Source organism: Candidatus Nanopelagicus limnes (assembly GCF_002287885.2).
GTDB lineage: Bacteria > Actinomycetota > Actinomycetes > Nanopelagicales > Nanopelagicaceae > Nanopelagicus > Nanopelagicus limnae.
This window is the reverse complement of sequence record NZ_CP016768.2, coordinates 1123141-1144460: the sequence shown is the minus strand read 5'-3', so window position 1 is coordinate 1144460 and position 21320 is coordinate 1123141. Positions and strand designations below refer to the sequence as shown.

20 protein-coding genes are annotated in these 21320 nt (G+C 40.2%); 18 read left to right on the top strand and 2 right to left on the bottom strand.

The window, feature by feature from the left end; genetic code table 11:
* A complete protein-coding gene (locus tag B1s21122_RS05880; RefSeq protein WP_095680193.1) occupies positions 1-942 on the top strand; it encodes an o-succinylbenzoate synthase in 942 nt (313 codons plus the stop codon).
* Positions 939-2501: a 2-succinyl-5-enolpyruvyl-6-hydroxy-3-cyclohexene-1-carboxylic-acid synthase gene (gene menD / locus B1s21122_RS05875; RefSeq protein ID WP_095680194.1), complete on the top strand. Its 1563-nt coding sequence runs from the start codon at positions 939-941 to the stop codon at positions 2499-2501. The genes B1s21122_RS05880 and menD overlap by 4 nt, the downstream gene beginning before the upstream one ends.
* On the opposite strand, the gene B1s21122_RS05870 is transcribed toward menD, so the two are convergent.
* Positions 2456-3685 (bottom strand): isochorismate synthase, encoded by a 1230-nt coding sequence (locus B1s21122_RS05870; RefSeq protein WP_095680195.1) that lies wholly within the window; start codon positions 3683-3685, stop codon positions 2456-2458. The genes menD and B1s21122_RS05870 overlap by 46 nt on opposite strands.
* Positions 3686-3751: 66 nt before the next feature.
* On the opposite strand from B1s21122_RS05870, the gene B1s21122_RS05865 reads away from it, so the two are divergent.
* The 16 genes from B1s21122_RS05865 to B1s21122_RS05790 are packed head-to-tail and all read left to right on the top strand — an operon-like array spanning position 3752 to position 20446.
* Positions 3752-4444 carry a demethylmenaquinone methyltransferase gene (locus tag B1s21122_RS05865; protein WP_095680196.1) on the top strand — a complete coding sequence of 231 codons (693 nt, stop codon included), beginning with the start codon at positions 3752-3754 and terminating at the stop codon, positions 4442-4444.
* 41 nt (positions 4445-4485) lie between these two features.
* Positions 4486-4857 (top strand): NADH-quinone oxidoreductase subunit A, encoded by a 372-nt coding sequence (locus B1s21122_RS05860; protein ID WP_095680197.1) that lies wholly within the window; start codon positions 4486-4488, stop codon positions 4855-4857.
* Positions 4858-4859: 2 nt separating this feature from the next.
* Complete coding sequence (locus B1s21122_RS05855) at positions 4860-5414, top strand: NuoB/complex I 20 kDa subunit family protein (RefSeq protein WP_095681222.1); 555 nt, start codon at positions 4860-4862, stop codon at positions 5412-5414.
* Positions 5411-6040, top strand: a complete 630-nt coding sequence (locus tag B1s21122_RS05850; protein ID WP_095680198.1) for an NADH-quinone oxidoreductase subunit C — start codon at positions 5411-5413, stop codon at positions 6038-6040. Before B1s21122_RS05855 ends, B1s21122_RS05850 begins: the two co-directional genes overlap by 4 nt.
* A complete protein-coding gene (locus B1s21122_RS05845; RefSeq protein ID WP_095680199.1) occupies positions 6037-7377 on the top strand; it encodes an NADH-quinone oxidoreductase subunit D in 1341 nt (446 codons plus the stop codon). The genes B1s21122_RS05850 and B1s21122_RS05845 overlap by 4 nt, the downstream gene beginning before the upstream one ends.
* Positions 7377-8003 (top strand): NADH-quinone oxidoreductase subunit NuoE, encoded by a 627-nt coding sequence (nuoE, locus tag B1s21122_RS05840; protein ID WP_095680200.1) that lies wholly within the window; start codon positions 7377-7379, stop codon positions 8001-8003. The genes B1s21122_RS05845 and nuoE overlap by 1 nt, the downstream gene beginning before the upstream one ends.
* Positions 8000-9304, top strand: coding sequence for an NADH-quinone oxidoreductase subunit NuoF (gene nuoF, locus B1s21122_RS05835; protein ID WP_095680201.1), 1305 nt, complete (start codon positions 8000-8002; stop codon positions 9302-9304). The genes nuoE and nuoF overlap by 4 nt, the downstream gene beginning before the upstream one ends.
* Positions 9301-11646, top strand: a complete 2346-nt coding sequence (locus B1s21122_RS05830; protein ID WP_095680202.1) for an NADH-quinone oxidoreductase subunit G — start codon at positions 9301-9303, stop codon at positions 11644-11646. Before nuoF ends, B1s21122_RS05830 begins: the two co-directional genes overlap by 4 nt.
* On the top strand, positions 11643-12866 hold the full coding sequence (nuoH, locus tag B1s21122_RS05825; protein WP_095680203.1) for an NADH-quinone oxidoreductase subunit NuoH: 1224 nt from the start codon (positions 11643-11645) through the stop codon (positions 12864-12866). The genes B1s21122_RS05830 and nuoH overlap by 4 nt, the downstream gene beginning before the upstream one ends.
* A complete protein-coding gene (nuoI, locus tag B1s21122_RS05820) occupies positions 12859-13482 on the top strand; it encodes an NADH-quinone oxidoreductase subunit NuoI (RefSeq protein ID WP_095680204.1) in 624 nt (207 codons plus the stop codon). Before nuoH ends, nuoI begins: the two co-directional genes overlap by 8 nt.
* Positions 13475-14257 carry an NADH-quinone oxidoreductase subunit J gene (locus tag B1s21122_RS05815; protein ID WP_095681223.1) on the top strand — a complete coding sequence of 261 codons (783 nt, stop codon included), beginning with the start codon at positions 13475-13477 and terminating at the stop codon, positions 14255-14257. Before nuoI ends, B1s21122_RS05815 begins: the two co-directional genes overlap by 8 nt.
* Positions 14257-14556 carry an NADH-quinone oxidoreductase subunit NuoK gene (gene nuoK, locus B1s21122_RS05810; RefSeq protein WP_095680205.1) on the top strand — a complete coding sequence of 100 codons (300 nt, stop codon included), beginning with the start codon at positions 14257-14259 and terminating at the stop codon, positions 14554-14556. The genes B1s21122_RS05815 and nuoK overlap by 1 nt, the downstream gene beginning before the upstream one ends.
* Before the next feature lie 3 nt (positions 14557-14559).
* Positions 14560-16449 (top strand): NADH-quinone oxidoreductase subunit L, encoded by a 1890-nt coding sequence (gene nuoL / locus B1s21122_RS05805; RefSeq protein ID WP_095680206.1) that lies wholly within the window; start codon positions 14560-14562, stop codon positions 16447-16449.
* Positions 16446-17951 carry an NADH-quinone oxidoreductase subunit M gene (locus B1s21122_RS05800; protein WP_095680207.1) on the top strand — a complete coding sequence of 502 codons (1506 nt, stop codon included), beginning with the start codon at positions 16446-16448 and terminating at the stop codon, positions 17949-17951. The genes nuoL and B1s21122_RS05800 overlap by 4 nt, the downstream gene beginning before the upstream one ends.
* The gene (gene nuoN, locus B1s21122_RS05795) at positions 17951-19459 is read left to right on the top strand and encodes an NADH-quinone oxidoreductase subunit NuoN (protein WP_095680208.1); all 1509 of its coding nucleotides are present in this window, start codon (positions 17951-17953) and stop codon (positions 19457-19459) included. The genes B1s21122_RS05800 and nuoN overlap by 1 nt, the downstream gene beginning before the upstream one ends.
* On the top strand, positions 19460-20446 hold the full coding sequence (locus tag B1s21122_RS05790) for a polyprenyl synthetase family protein (protein ID WP_095680209.1): 987 nt from the start codon (positions 19460-19462) through the stop codon (positions 20444-20446).
* Here the strand turns inward: B1s21122_RS05790 and rarD are convergent.
* Positions 20414-21304, bottom strand: a complete 891-nt coding sequence (gene rarD, locus B1s21122_RS05785) for an EamA family transporter RarD (protein ID WP_095680210.1) — start codon at positions 21302-21304, stop codon at positions 20414-20416. The genes B1s21122_RS05790 and rarD overlap by 33 nt on opposite strands.
* Positions 21305-21320 lie beyond the last annotated feature (16 nt).

Below are 21320 nucleotides of genomic sequence, written 5' to 3'. Positions count from 1 at the left end.
ATGTTCCCGTTTGAACTTAAAGTAGTTTCAATTCCAGTAAAAAATGATTTCCGCGCAATCAAACATCGCGAGATTGCACTTTTCCAAGGCCCTGAAGGCTGGAGTGAATTTTCTCCATTTCTTGAATACAGCGCTAACGAATCAGCAATCTGGTTAAAAGCTGCAATTGAGGCAGCAACCAAGCCAGCACCAAAGCCAATTAGAGAAGTGATAGAAGTAAATGCAACATTGCCTAATGTAAAGGCTGAAGATGTATCTTCAATACTTAAAGGCTTTCAGGGCTGCACAACTGTAAAGATAAAAATTAATGATTTTCTAAATGATCACCTGATTTTGCAAGAAGTATTAAGAGTCATACCAAAAGCTAAATTTAGATTAGACGTAAACGGTGGTTGGCAACTAGAAGAAGCTGTTGCAAATCTGGCAAACTATGAAAATGAGTTCCCTGGGCAAATAGATTATGTAGAGCAACCTTGTATTGATTTAGGGGATATAAAATCTTTGCGTGGGAAGGTAAAGCTAAAAATTGCAGTAGATGAGTCGATTAGAAAGTTTTTAGGCTCTGATCTAACCAAAATTAAAGAGGTTGCAGACATTGCAATCATTAAATGGGCACCCTCTGGTGGAATTAGCGCAGCGCTTGAGATTATTGAAAAGATCAATTTACCAGTTGTAATTTCAAGTGCATTAGAGAGCAGCGTAGGAATATCTCACGGAGTTGCATTGGCATCGGTAGTACCAAATTTGTATGGTGCATGTGGTTTAGGAACAGTTTCTTTGTTAGAAGGAGATGTAACAAGTAAGCCGTTGATTGCCAAAGGTGGATTTATTAAGCATAGGAAAATAACTCCTGATTTAATCGAGCAATTTAAAGCAGATCCAACGAGGGTAATTTGGTGGCAGGATAGAGTAAATGAAATATTCGATAGGGGGCTGATTTGAGTAATTCAACTAAGTTAGCTCACTCCTTGCTTCGCCAATTAATCGAAGTTGGCGTAAGTGATTTTGTTGTATCACCTGGCTCAAGGAACGCCCCATTTCTAATTGCTTTAGGTGAAGCGGCAAGTAAACAAATTATTGATTTACATGTAAAAATTGATGAACGCGGTGCCGCTTTTTTTGCCTTGGGAGTTTCTAAAGCGAGCAATAATTATGTGGCCGTTATTTGTACAAGTGGCACTGCAGCGGCAAACTTTCACCCAGCCGCACTTGAAGCACTACATAGCGATAATAAATTGTTAATAATTACCGCTGACAGGCCAAGCAGATTGAGAAAAACTGGTGCGAATCAAACAACAAATCAATTAAATATTTTCCCAGGGATAAAAACTCATGACATTGCATCTGAAATCGATTTAAAAGCCTTGCTTAAATCTGGCCCAATTCATTTAAATGTGCAATTTGATGAACCACTAATCAGTCAAGAAAAATCTGATTGGCTCTCTGGTTTAAAAGTTGTTCCAAATACATATTTAAACATTGTTAGTGGAAGTATTGAAGTTGGTGAAGGTGTTCTAGTAATCGGCCATGATCGTGGTGGATATACGGTAAATGAAATAAATGATTTTGCAGCAAAACTTAATTGGCCAATAATTTCTGAAGATCCACTTTCATTTCCAAAGGCGATTGCACATACCAGCTTGCTTCTAAGTGATCAAAAAATATTGGAAAGTCTAGTTCCAGAAAATGTGGTTGTTATTGGTAGGACTACCTTGTCTAGGAGTACAAACAACTTCATTAAATCTGCTAAAAATTTGATAGTAATTGATCCAAGAATTTCAGAGATTGATAGTAAGCGAGAGGGAAATTTACTTCTACCAACCCTTCCTGCTCAAGTTAAAAGTAGCAAGAGTGATGTAGCAATTTGGGAAAAGGTTTCAGATATTGCAGCTGGTGAAATTGCATCGATTCAGTGGAGTGAACAATTAGCAATCATTTCTATCTGTGAATCAATACCTGATCAGAGCGCATTATTTGTTGGCTCTTCTCGACCAGTTCGAGATGTAGAAGCATTTTGTCACCCACGCAGTGGCATAGAAGTCTTTGCAAACCGCGGTCTTGCTGGAATTGATGGGAATATCTCAACAATATTTGGAATTGCTCGAGAGTTTCAGAACACTTTCGCAATTTTAGGAGACTTAACTTTTCTTCATGACATTTCAGCTCTTACTAACTCAGCCAGTGAGAACATTCGGATATATGTAATCGATAATAATGGTGGAGCTATCTTCTCAACTTTGCCTCAAGCAGGAGTAGATAATTTTGATCAGTTATTTGGTACACCACATAATTTAGATTTAGCAAAGGTATGTGCTGGTTTTAATGTCTCAGTAAGCAGCGTAAGTGACATGGCTGAACTACAAAGTGGGTTACATAAAGAGGTTAAAGGTCTAGAGGTAGTAATTGTTAAGGTGCCAACCAGGCAATCTAATGCAGAAAAATTAAAAGAAGTTACTCAAATAGTTTCAAGTGCGGTGCGCATTGGCATTAATTTAGCCTGACTTTCGGCAAACTCATTTGCTGGATCTGAGCCAGCAACAATTCCACAACCTGCAAATATTCTGATTGATTTCTTATCTTGTGATAACAAACCACATCTGAGTGCAATAGCAATTTCGCCATCTCCATTTGCATCGATCCAACCAACTGGACCGGCATAGCGCTGCCTATTCATTTGCTCAAGCTCTGTGATTAAATTATTAGCAAGATCAGTCGGAGTTCCACAAACGGCGGCCGAAGGGTGCAGTTGTTCAACTAAGGTGAAAACATCTGCCTGTTTTGCGCTGTCATTTAAAACTCCAGTTACATCAGTTGCTAAGTGCATAACGTTAGATAGGTGCAAGACAAATGGGGATTCTGGAACATTAGTCGAGGAGCAAAAAGGTTCAAGCGCGTCTGCGACAGATCTAACTGCATACTCATGCTCTTCTAAATCTTTTGAAGATTTTGCTAGTGAAGCTGCTAATGCCAGATCACGATCTTCATTTCCTGTTTTTCTAATGGTGCCAGCTAGAACTCTTGAGGTGACTAATGATTTACTCAATCTAACTAATAGTTCAGGTGTTGCACCTACTAAACCATCTACTAAAAATAGCCAAGTTGATGGGTATTCAATCTCTAACCGTTGCAACAAGCTACGAGAATTTATCTGTGTAGTTGAGGTGGCTACTTGATCCCTGGCTAATACAACCTTTTCTAACTTATTCTCCTTTATTGCTTTCACCGCAAAACCAACTTGATTACGCCATTCATCCTCTGAGATTGAACCATCACTCCAACTTATTTCACCACTAGCTTGGGCATTGCCTACCTTTGAAAAATCAGGTTGTCGTCCTTGGCCAATCCAAGTAACCCAAGATTTTCCATTTTTTCTACCTAAAATAATTTCAGGGATTATCAATACTGATTTTTCATCTGAATCAAATGAAAATGAAGTAAAAAGGACCGGCCCAGTGCCGCTACCGTGAACATTGTTTTGAATTTTAAAATCAGATAGTTGGCTATTCCACCAAGTTCGTGCCTGCTTAAATCGATCACTTCCAGAAATTTCAATTTTTTTATACTCGCCAAAACCAATTAATCCATCACCGCTTCTAATCCAGGCAGCTGTTAATTCGGATTGGTTTTCAACCGAGGTTAATACTGAAATCTCACCTAAGACCTCAGTAGTTATTAAAACTGCCATGTTTATTTTCAAGCCTATCTATTTGCTGGATTTGTATGTAAAGCCTACTCCTAAGAGAATAGGGGTGTGGTCCGCGCAAATATGAATAAAGATCCAGATGATGTTTCAAAAATGTTTGATGATGTGGCTAGTCGCTACGACTTCTTAAATGATCTTCTTAGCTTAGGTCGAACCAAGGCATGGCGAAAGAGTGTGACCTCAATCATTGCGCCTAAATCTGGAATGAAAGTATTAGATATTGCAGCCGGAACCGGCTCATCATCTCGCCCGTTAGTTGATATGGGTGCTGAAGTAATTGCTTTGGATTTTTCTGAAGGAATGCTCTCACAAGGCAGGAAGCAACATAAGGATATTAAATTTGTGCAAGGTGATGCTTTAAAACTTCCATTTGATGAAAACTCATTTGATGTAACGACAATTTCATTTGGGTTGCGCAATACCAGCAATACTTCAACCGCTCTTAAAGAGGCGCTTCGAGTAACAAAGCCTGGTGGCAAAATTGTGGTTGCTGAGTTCTCGCATCCAGTAAATAAATTCTTCAAATTAATTTACTTAAATTATTTAATGAAAGCACTTCCGATAATCGCTAGAAAAATTAGCAAGAATCCGCAGGCATATATCTATCTAGCTGAATCGATCCGGGCATGGCCAGATCAGGCAGGGCTAGCCTTGGTATTAGAACAAAATGGGTGGAAATCTGTAGCCTGGCAGGACCTAACCTTCGGAATTGTCGCAGTTCACATTGGGTATAAGGCGTAAGTGGCAAAAGCCACTGCCGGCTAACAATAAGATTTGACCGTATGAATCTCTCATTCAATCCCTATGTACCGATCCTGGTGATTGGGGCAATTGGCTTTGGTTTTGCGATTTTCTCCGTAGCAGCTGCCGCACTTACCGGTCCAAAACGTTACAACCGCGCAAAGTCTGATGCCTATGAGTGTGGAATTCAACCTTCCCCGCAAGCTGCTGGTGGTGGAAGATTTCCTATTAAATATTTCTTAACCGCAATGCTCTTTATTGTTTTTGATATTGAAATTGTCTTTTTATACCCATGGGCAGTTGCCTTTGATCAGTTGGGAGTTTTTGGATTAGTTGAAATGGGATTATTTATTGCCACCGTCTTTGTCGCATATGCCTATGTTTGGCGCCGCGGTGGATTGGAATGGGATTAGTCGTGGGCTTAGAAGAGAAGTTACCAAGTGGATTTTTATTAACCACAGTTGAAAAACTTGCCGGTTACATGCGCAAGAACTCGTTATGGCCAGCAACATTTGGCTTAGCTTGTTGTGCGATTGAAATGATGGCCGCTGGTGCTGGTAGATATGACTTAGCCAGATTCGGAATGGAAGTTTTCCGCGCATCCCCACGGCAGGCAGATTTAATGATTGTGGCTGGACGAGTTAGTAACAAAATGGCGCCAGTAGTTCGACAAATTTATGATCAAATGGCAGCCCCTAAGTGGACAATTGCCATGGGTGCTTGTGCTTCTTCCGGTGGAATGTTTAACAACTATGCAATTGTGCAAGGTGTTGACCACATAATTCCAGTTGATATTTATCTACCTGGTTGCCCACCAAGACCAGAGATGTTGATGGATGCAATCTTGAAACTTCATGAGCAAATTGGAAATGAAAAACTAGGTCCAAACCGAGAAAAGATTATTAAAGAGGTAGAGGCTGCTGCGCTCGCTGCGAAACCAACTCATCAATTAAAAGGGCTAATGGCATGAGTGAGAATGGAATGTTTGGCGGCAAAGGAAGTGGAGACACATCAGGGTTTGGTGGGCTAGTTAATTCTGCAACAGTTATTGCCTCTACACAGCGGCCATATGGTGGATATTTTGATCAAGTAGCAGATGATTTAGAGCGGGCCTATCCACTATTTAGTGATGCAATTGAGAAGGCGGTTGTAGATCGTGGCGAGCTGACATTATTTATTAAGGCTGCGCGATTAGTAGATGTAGCAAAAATCTTGCGCGATCAACTTCGTTTTGAAATGTGTGTCGGAGTTAATGGTATTCATTTTCCAGAGGAAACCACACGTGAATTACATGCAGTTTATTCATTGTTATCAATTACTCGAAACCAAAGAATTAGATTAGAGGTTTGTGTTTCCGAGAAAGATCCACACATTCCTTCAGTAGTAGATGTTTGGGCGGGTGCAAATTGGCACGAACGTGAAACATATGACATGTTTGGAATTATTTTTGATAATCACCCTGGGTTAACTCGAATTTTAATGCCAGATGATTGGGCAGGTTTTCCACAACGAAAAGATTATCCACTTGGCGGAATTGAAATTGAATATAAAGGCGCAACAGTCCCTGCTCCTTCACAACGCCGGAGCTACAAATGACAACATTTACTGATCCATACGCTTCCTCTCAAGAAACCACTGAAGGACGGGTTTATTCCGTTACTGGTGGCGATTGGGATTCTTTAGTAACTGAAATTGGTGCAACTAAAGAAGAGCGCGTTGTTTTAAACATGGGACCACAACATCCTTCAACTCACGGTGTGCTGCGTTTAATTCTGGAGTTAGAGGGTGAAACAGTTACTGAAACTCGATGTGGCATTGGTTATTTACATACTGGAATTGAGAAAAATACTGAGTTTAGAAATTGGACTCAAGGCGTAACTTTTGTAACCAGAATGGATTACCTTTCACCGATATTTAATGAAACTGCATATTGCTTAGGCGTTGAAAAACTTTTAGGAATTACAAATGATGTGCCAGAGCGGGCAACAGTAATTCGAGTGATGATGATGGAGTTCAATCGAATCTCCTCACACATGGTTGCACTTGGAACTGGAGCACTAGAGCTTGGCGCTTTATCACCAATGATTTTCGCCTTTAGAGAGCGCGAAAAGGTTTTAGATGTATTTGAATTACTTTCAGGGCTAAGAATGAATATGGCCTACATCCGTCCAGGTGGTGTGGCGCAAGATTTACCAGAGGGTGCTCTTAAGAAAATTCGCGAAACCGTTAAAGACCTAAGACATAACTTTAAAGATAATCAAAAGTTATTGGTTGGAAACTCAATTTGGCTTAAGCGAACTCAAGGAGTTGGTTACTTAGATTTAGCAGGTTGCACAACATTAGGAATTACAGGCCCAGTGCTCCGTTCAACCGGACTTGCCTGGGACTTGCGCAAAGCACAACCATATTGTGGATATGAAAATTATGAGTTTGATATTCCAACTACTGATACCTGCGATGTTTATGGACGATTCTTAATCAGAATGCAAGAGCTAGAGCAATCCTTAAGAATTATTGAACAGTGCGTCACAAAATTAGAAAAATTAGAGAATCAACCTGTGATGGTTGCTGATAAAAAAATTGCCTGGCCATCTCAATTATCAGTTGGCGCTGATGGAATGGGCAACTCACTAAATCACATTAGAGAAATTATGGGTGAATCAATGGAAGCTTTGATTCACCACTTTAAGTTAGTAACTGAAGGCTTTAGAGTTCCAGCCGGTCAGGTTTACACAGCAATTGAATCACCACGTGGTGAACTTGGAGTTAATTTAGTTTCAGATGGTGGCACTAGGCCGTATCGAGTTCACTTCCGTGATCCTTCATTTAATAATCTGCAATCAACTGCCGCAATGTGTGAAGGCGGACAGATGGCAGATGTAATTGCAGCGGTTGCATCAATTGATCCAGTTATGGGCGGGGTGGATCGCTAATGGCATTTACCTCAGAGCAGATTTCAATTATGGATTCAATTATCGCCAGGTATCCAAGAAAGCGTTCAGCAATCATGCCGTTATTGCATTATGTGCAGTCAATTGATGGTTACGTAACTAATGAAGGCATTGAGTTAATTGGTCAGAAGTTAGATCTTGCAACTGCTGAAGTAACTGCGGTTTCAACCTTTTATACACAATATAAATCAAAACCAGTTGGTGAATACCATGTTGGAATCTGCACCAATACTTTATGTGCGGTGATGGGTGGAGATCTAATATTTGATGCAGTTAAAGAGCATCTAGCAATTGAAAATGATGGTGTTACATCTGACGGAAAAGTTTCAGTAGAACATATTGAGTGCAACGCAGCTTGTGATTATGCCCCAGTCGTTATGGTCAATTGGGAGTTTTATGACAATCAAACTGTGCAATCAGTCAAAGATTTAGTTGATGGCGCAAGAGCGGGTAATCCGCCAGCACCAACCCGCGGTCCAAAAACTTTAAGAAGTTGGAAACAAAATTCAGCAGTCCTTGCTGGAATTTCTGATGGTCTTGCAAATGAAGGATTACAAGCAGGAGAGCCAACATTGCTTGGCTTAAAGAAAGCAAAAGGTGGCGCATGAGTAAATTAACGCCGGTCCTTTCTGCAAATTGGGATCAAGCAGATTCATTCACTATTGATGGATATAAACGAACTGGTGGCTACACAGCAGTTGCTAAAGCGTTAGCAATGAAACCTGATGAAGTTATTCAATTAGTTAAAGATTCTGGATTGCGTGGACGAGGTGGCGCAGGTTTTCCAACGGGAAGTAAATGGGGCTTCATTCCACAAGGTGATAACAAGGATCATTACTTTGTAGTTAATGCAGATGAATCAGAGCCGGGCACTTGTAAAGACACTCCACTAATGATGGCTAATCCTCACGTTTTAATTGAAGGAGTAATTATTGGCTCATATGCAATTAGAGCAAATTACGCTTTTATTTATATTCGTGGCGAAGTAACTCATGTTGTTAGAAGAGTTCAACAAGCAATTGAAGATGCTTATAAAGCAGGTTTACTTGGTAAGAACATATTAGGAAAAGGATTTGATCTAGAGCTGGTATTACATGTTGGCGCCGGTGCTTATATTTGCGGTGAAGAGACTGCGCTGCTTGATTCACTTGAAGGATTTAGAGGACAACCAAGATTGCGCCCACCATTTCCAGCAATCGCGGGCCTTTATGCAAAGCCAACTGTAGTTAACAATGTTGAATCAGTTGCCTCTGTGCCAGCCATTGTTAATCAAGGTGTTGCCTGGTTTACATCGATGGGAACTGAAAAAAGTAAGGGATTCACACTTTATTCTTTGTCTGGTCATGTTAATAACCCAGGTCAGTTTGAAGCACCACTTGGAATTACATTGCGCCAATTGTTAGAGATTTCTGGCGGAGTTCGAACTGGCCACAAGTTAAAGTTTTGGACACCGGGTGGATCTTCTACTCCGATTTTTACTGATGCGCATTTAGATGTTCCACTTGATTATGAAGGTGTGGCAGCTGCTGGCTCAATGCTAGGAACAAAAGCATTACAAATTTTTGATGAAACCACTTGTATTGTCCGAGCAGTACTGCGTTGGACTGAATTTTATAAACATGAATCTTGCGGTAAGTGCACACCTTGTCGTGAAGGTACCTGGTGGTTAGTTCAAGTGCTTAAAGATTTAGAAGCAGGAAAAGGCAGTGAGGCTGACTTAGATAAACTCCTAGATCTTTGCGACAACATTATGGGTCGATCTTTCTGCGCACTTGCAGATGGAGCAGCAAGCCCAATTATTTCTTCACTTAAATATTTCCGCCAAGAGTATTTAGATCACTTATCAGCAGGTGCTTGTCCATTTGATCCGATGGCTGCAACTTTATTTGATAGTGCAGGTGTGAAGTGAGTATTCAAGAACTAAGCACAGAGCAAGCCGTTGAGATGATTACCTGCGTAATCGATGGTTTTGAAGTAACGGTCCCAAAAGGAACATTAGTTATTCGCGCTGCTGAAAAATTAGGTATTCAAATTCCAAGATTTTGTGATCACCCACTGCTTGCACCAGCTGGAGCATGTCGCCAGTGTTTAGTGGATATCGAAATTAATGGTCGAGCATTTCCAAAACCACAGGCATCTTGCACAATTCCAGTTGAGAACGGGATGGTAGTTAAGACTCAATTAACTTCACCTGTAGCTGATAAAGCGCAAAAAGGTGTTATGGAGTTGTTGTTAATTAATCATCCACTTGATTGCCCAGTCTGCGATAAAGGCGGAGAGTGTCCTTTACAAAATCAGGCGATGTCTAATGGACGTAGTGAATCAAGATTTGAAGGAGTAAAGCGAACATTTGAAAAACCTGTTGCGATATCATCTCAGGTTTTGTTAGATCGTGAGCGATGTGTACTTTGCGCACGATGTACTAGATTTTCAGAACAAATTGCTGGTGATCCATTTATTACATTAAATGAACGAGGCGCACTACAACAAGTTGGCATTTATGAAGATGAACCATTTGATTCTTACTACTCTGGAAATACGGTACAGATTTGCCCAGTGGGTGCGTTAACTGGAACTTCATACCGATTCAGGGCTAGACCATTTGATTTAGTTTCTACAGATTCTGCATGCGAACACTGTGCATCAGGATGTGCGATGCGAACCGATGTAAGACGAGGAAAAACACTACGTCGACTAGCCGGTGAAGATGCGACAGTAAATGAAGAGTGGAATTGCGATAAAGGTCGCTGGGCTTTCAAGTATGAGGTAGCAAAAAATAGAATTACAACTCCATTGATTAGAGATTCCAATGGACAATTGCAAGAGGCATCTTGGCCAGACGCTTTAGCTGCTGCTGCAGCAGGATTAAAAGATGCACGTGCTGGCGTATTAGTTGGCGGAAGAGCAACCGTTGAAGATGCTTATGGTTATAGTAAATTTGCTCGAATAACTCTTGGAACAAACAATATAGATTTTCGTTCCCGCTTACATAGTGATGAAGAGATGGATTTCTTAAGCGCTGTTGCAACAAATGCAACATATAAAGATATTGATAATGCTGATCATGTTGTGTTGATTAATTTTGAGCCAGAAGATGAATCTCCAATTGTATTTTTAAGAATTTACAAGCAAGTTCATAAGCGGGCTATTAAAGTAACTTCAATAGCATCCCTAGCAAGCAGAGGTAGTGAAAAATTAAATGCTAATTTGATTAAAACTGCGCCAGGAAATGAAGTCGCAGCAATAAATTCAATTACTGGTTTAACAGGTAAGTCAGTTGTATTAGTCGGAGAGCGAGCTGCTGAAACCCAGGGTGCACTTTCTGCTGTTGCAAAATTGGTAAAAGACAGCGGTGCAAAATTAGGTTGGGTACCTAGACGTGCTGGTGAACGTGGCGCCATTGCAGCAGGAGCTATGCCAAATTCATTACCAGGTAATCGATTAGTTAGTGAAGCTGCTGCAAGAGTTGATATCGCAACTGCATGGGCAGTTAATTCACTTCCAACTGCAACAGGGTTGAATACACAGGAAATTATTAATTCAGATTTGCAAGCAGTTGTAATAGGCGGCGTTGATCCAATGGATATTTCACCTGATGCAAAGTTGAAGCTTTCAAAGAAGTTTGTCGTTTCACTAGAAATTCGCCAGAGTGACATCACTGAAATTGCATCAGTGGTGCTACCAGTTGCAGCAGTTGTTGAAAAGAGTGGTTCATTTATGGACTGGCAAGGAAAGGTTAGAAATTTCGAAGCTGCAGTAGAACAATCACTTAATCGTAGCGATGTAAGAATTCTTTCGATGCTAGCTGATGAGATGGGTAAATCAATAAATCTGCCAACCGTAAAGTCTGCAAGAGTTGAATTAGAGTCGTTAGGAAGTTGGGATGGAGCTAAGCCAGAGATGAAGTCGGCTGCAGCGATTTCCACTAAATCTGTTAACTCTGATGAAGCAGTACTCTCTTCTTGGCGAAACTTGTTAGATAAGGGTTCTTTGCAGGATGGCGAAGAGAACTTAGCTGGAACTGCTCGCGGTTCAATTGTTGTAATTAGCAAGTCTCGAGCTAATTCTCTTGGAGTTAAAGAAAATGATTTAGTCAGAGTTTCAAATAATTATGGCGCAGTAACGTTGCCTTGTGTAATTGCAGATATTGAAGAATCGACAGTCTGGGTACCAAGAAACTCAGTAAACAGCCAGCTGATTAGAAATTTAGGAGTAGTAAGTAATTCAATTGTTAAGGTGGCTAAAGCATGACTAATGCACAGTTAATTAGCCAAGACCCAGGTTGGATAATTGCACTTAAGGGATTAATTATTTTTGCTGCATGCGTTTTTCTAACCATTATGTCTGTTTGGGGCGAGCGAAGAATTGTTGCAAGAATGCAACAGCGAAGTGGACCTAACAGAGTAGGTAAGTTTGGTTTACTGCAAGCTTTAGTCGATGGCGTAAAGCTAGCCTTGAAAGAAGATTTAATTCCAAAGGCTGCTGATCGAATTGTGTTTGTCATTGCGCCAATTATTAGCACAACTGCATGTTTCATGGCATTTGCTGTAATTCCAATGACAGGTCCTGTTAACTTCTTTGGCCAACAAACTGCCATGCAATTAACAGATCTATCAGTTGGCGTGCTTTATGTACTAGCGATTGCTTCAGTTGGAGTTTATGGAATTGTGTTGGCAGGTTGGTCATCTGGATCTACCTATCCATTATTAGGTGGGCTTCGCTCTTCAGCTCAAGTTATTTCATATGAAGTTGCAATGGGTCTATCACTTGTTGCGGTGTTTATTTATGCCGGATCAATGTCAACCTCAGAAATTGTCGCCGCGCAAGATCAGTGGTGGTATGCAGTTGTTTTATTCCCATCATTTGTTATTTATGCAATTTCAATGGTTGGAGAAACAAATCGCGCACCTTTCGATTTGGCAGAAGCAGAAGGTGAATTAGTTGGTGGATTCCATACCGAATACTCATCCCTTAAGTTCGCACTATTTTTCTTATCTGAATATGTAAATATCATTGCAGTTTCAGCACTTGCAACGACCTTATTCCTTGGTGGATATAGAGCACTTCCTGGTCTTGGATTCACTGAACAATGGCTTGGTGGTTGGTTTACTTTAGTTTGGTTCTTTGTGAAGGTACTAGCTTTCTTCTTCGTATTTGTGTGGCTACGAGGAACTCTGCCACGACTTCGGTATGACCAATTTATGAAGTTTGGTTGGAAAGTGTTAATTCCGTTTTCACTTGTATGGATTTTAGTCGTGGCAACTTTACGTGTAATGTCTCAACAAAACGCCCCACAAGCATTGATATTCGCCTTTGTATTCACAGTTGCTCTGTTGTACTTAGCCGTAACATCTTTGATTGATCGTCAAAAAACTAAGCTTGCTGAAGCAGCAAAGATTATTGATACCACTCAACCAAGTTTTCCAGTACCAGCGATACCTACCTCTAGAGCGGAGCAATTAAATGGCTGATGAATTATTGCCTCGTCACGAAGAGTTTGGTTTAGCAAAAGCTGATCAATCAAAGGCACCAATTACAGATCATTCAAGTGCAAGCCTGCCAAAACAACTCTTGGGCTTTTGGGTAACTTTTAAAACAATGTTTAAAAAAGTTAATACAGTTCAATATCCAGAGGTTAAAGAGCCAACGGCAGAGCGATTTCATGGTCGGCATCAACTAAATCGTCACCCAGATGGATTAGAAAAATGCATTGGTTGTGAGCTATGTGCTTGGGCATGTCCAGCAGATGCAATTTATGTTGAGGGTGCTGACAATAAAGAGGGTGAACAATTCTCACCTGGTGAGCGATATGGCAAGGTTTATCAAATAAATTATTTAAGATGCATCTTCTGTGGCCTTTGCATTGAAGCCTGTCCTACTCGAGCGTTGACGATGACAAATGAGTATGAGTTAGCTGATAGCACTCGAGGTAAATTAATATTTGAAAAAGATGATCTGTTAGGCCCACTACGTGCTGGGATGGTTCCACCACCACATCCAATGTACCCAAATACTGATGACGGAAATTATTATCGAGGCGAAGTAACAGGCTCTCACCCATCACAAGGTGTGGCAAAAGATGATTAGTTTTGCATTAGATATTGGCACTACTGCAGCGCCAGAATCTTATTTATTTTATTTTCTAGCCCCGCTTTCAGTTATTGCCGCATTAGGAATGTTGTTAGTTAAGAAAGCTGTCCACTCAGCTCTTTTATTAGCCTGGGTAATGATTTCATTGGCGATTTTCTATATCGCTCAAGATGCACTCTTTTTAGGAATTGTTCAAATAGTTGTTTACACCGGTGCGGTAATGATGTTATTCCTTTTTATCTTGATGTTAGTTGGTGTCGATACTTCAGATTCATTGGAAGAAAATATTCCAGGGCTTCGTCCAGTTTCCATAGTGGCAGCAATTGGTTTTGGTGGATTATTGGTAACTCTGATTGGAAGAGCAACATTTGGTCGTCCTATCTATGGACTTTCTGTAGCAAACGCAGAAGGAAATGCATTTGGAATTGCTGAGCAGTTATTTACAAGATACGTCTTCGCATTTGAAGTAGTTTCGGCATTACTTATAACGGCAGCATTAGGTGCAATGGTTTTAGGACATAGCCAAAAGAGTAAATCTAAATTTGCTCAACGAGATCTTTCAATTGCAAGATTTAGAAAAGATAATCTCAATGATGCTGCCGGATTACCTGCTGCTGGCGTTTATGCACTGCATAATGCAGTAGATGTTCCAGCGTTACTGCCAACTGGAAAGGCTGCACCAACTTCAATCTCTAATGTCTTACAGGCGCGAGGCGACATGATAGAAAGCGCAACTTTCCAAATGAAGAGTGAAGAAGAGGAGGAGAAGTAATGGCAATTGCTAATTATCTCTACCTCTCCGCGATTTTATTTACGATTGGTGCAATTGGCGTAGTAGTTCGTCGGAATTCAATCGTTGTCTTTATGTGTATCGAGCTTATGTTGAATGCAGCAAATTTGGCATTTGTTACTTTTGCAAGAATCAACAGTAATTTAGAGGGACAGGTAGTTGCTTTCTTCACAATGGTTGTCGCAGCATGTGAAGTGGTTGTGGGATTGGCAATCATTGTGACGATTTACCGCTCTAGGCGTTCTGCATCAGTTGATGATGCAAGTTTGTTGAAGAGATAAAGAATGCAGACGTCTGAGAATTTACTTTGGCTAATTGCACTACCTTTATTTAGCTCTGCAATTTTATTGTTAGCTGGAAAACGGGCTAATTCATGGGGCCACATCATGGGCACCATTGTTTCTGCCTCAACCTTCACAATCGGAGTAGTTGAGTTTTTCGCAATGCAAGGTCGGCCAGAGGAAAGCAGAGCAGTAACTCAAAAATTATTTACCTGGATATCGGTCGGCTCCTTTAATGTCGATGCCTCACTTCTTTTAGACCAATTATCAATTTGCTTTGTTCTTTTGATTACAGGTGTTGGCACGCTGATTCACGTTTATTCAATTGCTTATATGTCACATGATCTTGATCGACGCAGATTTTTTGCATATTTGAATTTGTTTATTGCGTCAATGCTGCTTCTAGTTTTAGGTGATTCTTATTTGAATTTGTATGTTGGATGGGAAGGCGTGGGATTAGCTTCCTATTTGTTAATCGGATTCTGGAATCAAAAACCAGCTTATGCAACCGCGGCGAAAAAAGCTTTTGTTGCGAATCGAGTTGGCGATGTTGGACTATCACTTGCAATAATGATTGCCTTTGCAACCTTTGGTGATGTTTCATTCGCTGGAATGAAGGAAAATGTTGATCAAGCATCCTCTACGCAGTTAACTGCTATTGGCTTAATGCTTTTGCTTGCTGCTTGCGGAAAATCAGCACAATTCCCATTGCAATCTTGGCTAGGAGATGCAATGGCAGGCCCAACTCCAGTTTCAGCTTTGATCCACGCTGCAACGATGGTAACTGCTGGCGTTTATTTGATTACTAGATCTAATTTTGTATTTGATGAAGCTCCTGTTGCACAACTAATGGTTTTAATCATTGGTGGAATAACACTTCTATTCGGCGCAATTATTGGTACAGCAAAAGATGATATTAAAAAAGCATTAGCAGCTTCTACGATGTCTCAAATTGGTTACATGATTTTAGCAACTGGGTTAGGCCCAATTGGATATGCATTTGCAATCATGCATTTATTAACTCACGGTTTCTTCAAGGCAAGTATGTTTTTAGGTGCCGGATCGGTTATGCATGGCATGAAGGATGAAGTGAACATGCGCAAATATGGCGGTATTGGAAAGTTTATGCCGATAACAGCATTAACTTTTGGTTTGGGATATTTGGCCATCATCGGAGTTCCACCATTCGCAGGCTTTTATTCAAAAGATAAAATCATTGAAACCGCATTTAATGAAGGTGGTATTAAAGGTTTAGCTTTGGGACTAGCCACTCTTTTGGGTGCAATGATCACCGCTTTCTATATGACTCGTGTTGTGATTTTAACTTTCTTCGGAAATGAAAGATGGGGCCATAAAGATGAGCCTCATGAAAGCCCAGCCCTGATGTTGATACCAATCGGATTACTCTCTGTGGGATCAGTGGGCTCTGGTTACCTTTTGTCTCGAGGAGAATCATTAGTTCATTGGCTAGAACCAGTTGTTAATCCATTAAAGGAACATCATAAAGAGTTACTACCACCAATTGTTGTCTCGCTAATGACATTAGCGGTTGTAGCAATTGGCATCTCAATTGCAGTACTCAAATATCGTGGTGATCAATTAGATAAGGCTCCAGAAAAAGTTTCGATGTTAACTAAAGCAGCTCGACGAGATTTATTCCAGGATGATTTCAACGAGGCAACTTTAATGCGTCCTGGACAATCTTTAGTAAGAAATCTATTAAACATTGATTACCTATTTATTGATGGTTTAGTTAGAGCAGTTGGCAGTGTTTCAATATCAACTGGTAATAAATTACGAACCCTGCAAAATGGTTATGTTAGAAGTTACGCGCTACTGATGGTTATCGGTGCCTTGGCACTGATCGCAACTATTTGGGCGGTGACAGCGTGAGTTTATTAACTTTAATTGGAGCACTACCGCTGCTAGGTGCTGGACTAATCTACTTCTTACCGAGCAAGAATTCAGAATTAATTAAAAAGTATGTATTTGTAGTAACCACCTTGGTCGCAATTGGCTCAATATTCTTGGCCCTAGGCTTTGATAAATCAGTAACAACGATGCAATATGTGCAAAGTAACTCCTGGATATCAGCCTTTAATATAAATTTTGCTGTTGGCGTAGATGGAATATCTCTAGTTTTAATCCTGCTATCAACAATTTTGGTTCCAATAGTTGTATTAGCAACCTGGAATGAGTCTGAAGGTGGGCGTTGGGGAGTTAAAACTTTCTACGTTTTGATCTTGATTTTAGAGACGATGATGATCGGCGTATTCGCTGCCACTGATCTGTTTTTATTTTACGTTTTCTTCGAGGCAATGCTGATTCCAGTTTATTTCTTAATCGGTGGTTATGGCACAGGAAATAGATCTGCTGCGGCTATTAAATTCCTTCTTTACAGCTTATTTGGCGGACTACTAATGCTGGCTTCAATAATTGGAATTTATGTAATCTCAGGAAACCAAATTGGTGCAACATTTGATCTAACACAATTAGCAACACTTGAGATAGATAATCAAACTGAAAACTTTTTATTCTTAGGATTTTTCATAGCATTTGCAATCAAAGCGCCACTGTGGCCATTTCACACCTGGCTACCAGATGCTGCTAAATCTGCCACCCCAGGAACATCTGTATTACTACTTGGAGTATTAGACAAAGTTGGCACATACGGAATGATCAGATTTTGCCTAGCTTTATTCCCTGATGCAAGCAAGACTTTTACTCCACTAATTATTACCCTGGCAGTTATTTCAATAATTTATGGTGCATTCATGGCAATTGGCCAAAAAGATATTAAAGGATTAATTGCATTCACTTCTATCTCGCACTTTGGTTTTATAACAATGGGTATCTTTGCAATGACATCACAAGGAATGTCAGGCGCTAATCTATATATGGTAAATCATGGATTTTCGACCGCCGCTCTATTTTTGGTTGCAGGTTGGATGATGGCACGTAGAAAATCTTCAACGATTTCTGATTTTGGTGGATTGCAGAGAGTCACACCAGTAATGGCATGGAGCTTCTTTATTGCTGGTATGTCGGGTTTGGCATTGCCAGGTTTATCAAGCTTTGTTAGCGAATTCTTAGTTCTAGTTGGAACCTATACAAGATATCCCGTGGCAGCTGTCATTGGAACTTTAGGAATAGTTCTAGCAGCGTTGTATATCTTGATTCCTATCCAAAAAACTTTACATGGTCCAACAACTGAGGGTAATGAAAATCTAAAAGATTTAAACCTTCGCGAAAAAATTGCAATTGCGCCAGTAATTGCAGTTATCGTAGTCATGGGCTTTTATCCAAAACCAGTTTTAGATTTGATAAATCCAACTTCAGAGAAAATCGTTGCAAATGCTGGCTTCACTGATCCAGTTGCGGAGGTGAATAAATAATGTTAACCGCGCCATCACTTGGTTACATGCTCCTATCACCTATGTTGATAGTTTTTGCAGCTGCTGTAATCGGAGTTTTAATTGAAGCTTTCATGGGGAAAACGCACCGGGCTGCTGTTCAACTAACAGTTAGCGTTGGGGCTTTACTTTTATCTTTACTTCAGCTGTGGCGAATTCGAGACCTTTCATCAACCACTGCAGCAGTTAATTCAGTGACAATTGATAAAGCAGGAATCTTTTTACAAGCAACAGTAGTTATTTTGGCGCTGATTGCAGTATTGCTAATAGCTGATCAAGATAATTTCACAGCCCAAGCTTCTGCAATTCCTGGCTCCAATGAGGAAGCCATTGCGTTGCAGCAAAATAATCAACAAACTGAGATTTTCCCACTCTTCCTATTTGCCGTAGCAGGCATGATGCTATTTCCAGTAGCAACTGACTTGATTACTTTATTTGTTGCTCTAGAGGTTTTCTCGCTGCCTCTTTACTTACTTGCAGGATTAAGCAGACGTAAACGCTTGCTCTCACAAGAGGCTGCCCTTAAGTACTTTTTATTAGGCGCATACGCGTCGGCTTTCTTCTTGTTCGGCGCAGCATTCCTGTATGGCTACGCTGGCACAATTTCACTAGTTGGCATAAGCGCTGCAGCTGGAAGTGCCAATGAAGTATTTTTGTTAATTGGTATTGTCTTTGTATCAGTTGGATTGTTATTTAAAATAAGCGCGGTTCCGTTCCACTCTTGGACTCCTGATGTATACCAAGGAGCGCCAACGCCAATTACTGCTTTTATGGCAGCTTGCACAAAAGTAGCCGCCTTTGGCGCAATCTTAAGAATTTTCTATATTGGTTTCGCTGAAGTGGAAACTTTATGGCGTCCAATAATTACAGTAATTGCCATATTAACCATGTTGCTAGGTTCAGTAGTTGCAATTGCGCAACGCGATGTAAAAAGAATGTTGGCATATTCATCAATAGCTCATGCTGGCTTCTTACTTTCAGGTGTTGTAGCTTTGAATAAAGATGGCTTAGCCGCTTCATTGTTTTACCTAATGGCATATGGACTAACTACATTGGCTGCTTTTGGAATTATAGGGTTGGTTCGAGACTCATCAGGTGAAGTCACAGATTTAAATCGATGGATTGGCTTGGGTAAGAAATCTCCTGTAGTTGGCGCAGTCTTTGCTTTCTTGCTACTAAGTTTTGCTGGAATTCCGCTTACCTCTGGATTTATTGGCAAGTTTGCAATTTTCTCAGCCGCATATCAATCAGGAAATATTGCCCTAGTTGTTACTGGCGTACTAGCTAGCGCCATTGCCGCCTTCTTCTACATTCGAGTAATAATCATGGTGTTCTTTACTGATCCAGTAAATGATTCTGTTTCAGTAATCATTCCAAGTGTAAAGAGCAGAATTTCAATCACGGTTGCAACTGCGATATCTGCAGTTCTGGGATTAGCACCTTCGCTATTACTTAATGTCGCCGAAAACTTCTCTACTTTTATCAAATAAATGAATCAAGTAGGTATTCCTAATCTAGATAAACAGCTGGAAGCATCATTAATCGCAGACATGAAAAAAGTCGAAGATTTAATGCGATCACATATTCAAGGGGATTACCCGCTCGTTGTTGAGACCTCTAGGCATCTGGTTGAAGCTGGCGGCAAACGACTTAGACCTTTATTAACTTTAATTTCAGCGCAATTTGGTGATCCAACCAATTATGACATTATTAAAGCGGCTGTTTGTTGCGAATTAACTCACCTGGCTACTTTGTATCACGACGATGTAATGGATGATGCAGTTTTGCGACGTGGCGTAATTAGCGCTAATAAGAAATGGAATAACGCAGTAGCAATTCTGACCGGAGATTATTTATTTTCTAAAGTGTCTGACATGTTGGCTGATATCGGACCTGAAGCAGTTAAGTTACAAGCAAAAACTTTTGAGCGTTTAGTTATTGGTCAAATAAAGGAAACTCAAGGCAAAAGCGAGGGGCTCTCACAAATAGATCACTACATGAAAGTGGTTGCCGATAAAACCGGATCTTTGATTGCAACAAGTGCTCGTTTTGGTGCACTTCTTTCAGGAGCATCGCCAACTGTTGTTGAAACGTTAACTAAATTTGGCGAAAAAATTGGTGTGGCATTTCAAGTAGCAGATGATTTATTAGACATCGCAAGCAATGAAACTGCCTCTGGAAAAACTCCTGGCACAGATCTTAAAGAAGGAATTCCTACTTTAGTAACTCTTTTTGTAATGGCTGATAATGATCCAGCCGATAAGGATTTGATCAATAAATTGAATAAGCCAATTACTGATGAAGATTTACCGAGTGTCATTTCAGAACTTAGAAAGCATAAAGCTTTAAAGAAAGTTCAAGACTACCTAAGTAAAGTTGCAACTGAAGCAAATGATTTGCTAATTGATCTCCCTGCAGGAGCTGCAAAAGAGGCTTTGAATAACTTAACTTTTGCTTTGGTTAACCGATCTACCTGATCGATACATATCAATTCCCAATAAAATCAGTGCGGTCCAGATAAATATAAATCCAAAGATTTTAGAAAAAGTTAGCGGTTCATGAAAAACTATAAACCCTACCAAAAACATAATTGTTGGGTTGATGTAGCCCAATAAACCAGTAATTGTTAATGGCAGGCTAGTTGCGGCGGAGTTAAACATTAGAAGTGGAATTACGGTTACTAAGCCAGAGGTCATAAGTATTAACGAGAACCAAAGCTCAGATCCATATTGAGCTTCATTCCTGCTCATTAAGTAGAACATATAAGTTGCACTTGGGATAAGTGCAAAAATCATCTCGATAGACAAAGTTTCTAAAGATCCAGCATCAAGTCTCTTCTTTATTAGCGAGTAGGTTCCCCAACTTAGGGCCAAACCAAATGCCACAAGCGGCAACTGTCCAAAAGCTATAGTCAAAATGCTTACTCCGACTCCTGCAAAACTTAAAGAAAGTTTTTGTACAAAGCGTAATTTCTCTTTTAAAACCAGGACGCCAAAACAAACGACAACTAACGGTGTCATGTAATAGCCAAGAGATGCTTCAACTACTCGATCTACAGATACCGCCCAAATGTATATTCCCCAGTTCAAAGTTAGTAAGAATGAAGAGGTTAAAAGAATAAAAAAAGTCTTTACATTTCTAATCAATTTAAAAGTAGATCGCAATTGTTTTTGAAAGGCAAGAAAAAACAAGCAGACCACCAGCGACCAAATACCTCGGTTGGCCATAATTTCATAAGCTGAAGCACGATCTAGCCATCGCCAATAAATTGGAAGAGATCCCCAAATCACATAGGCACTTACGCCATATGCAACGCCTATTCGATTGGTTTTCAAGTTATCCTTTTATGAA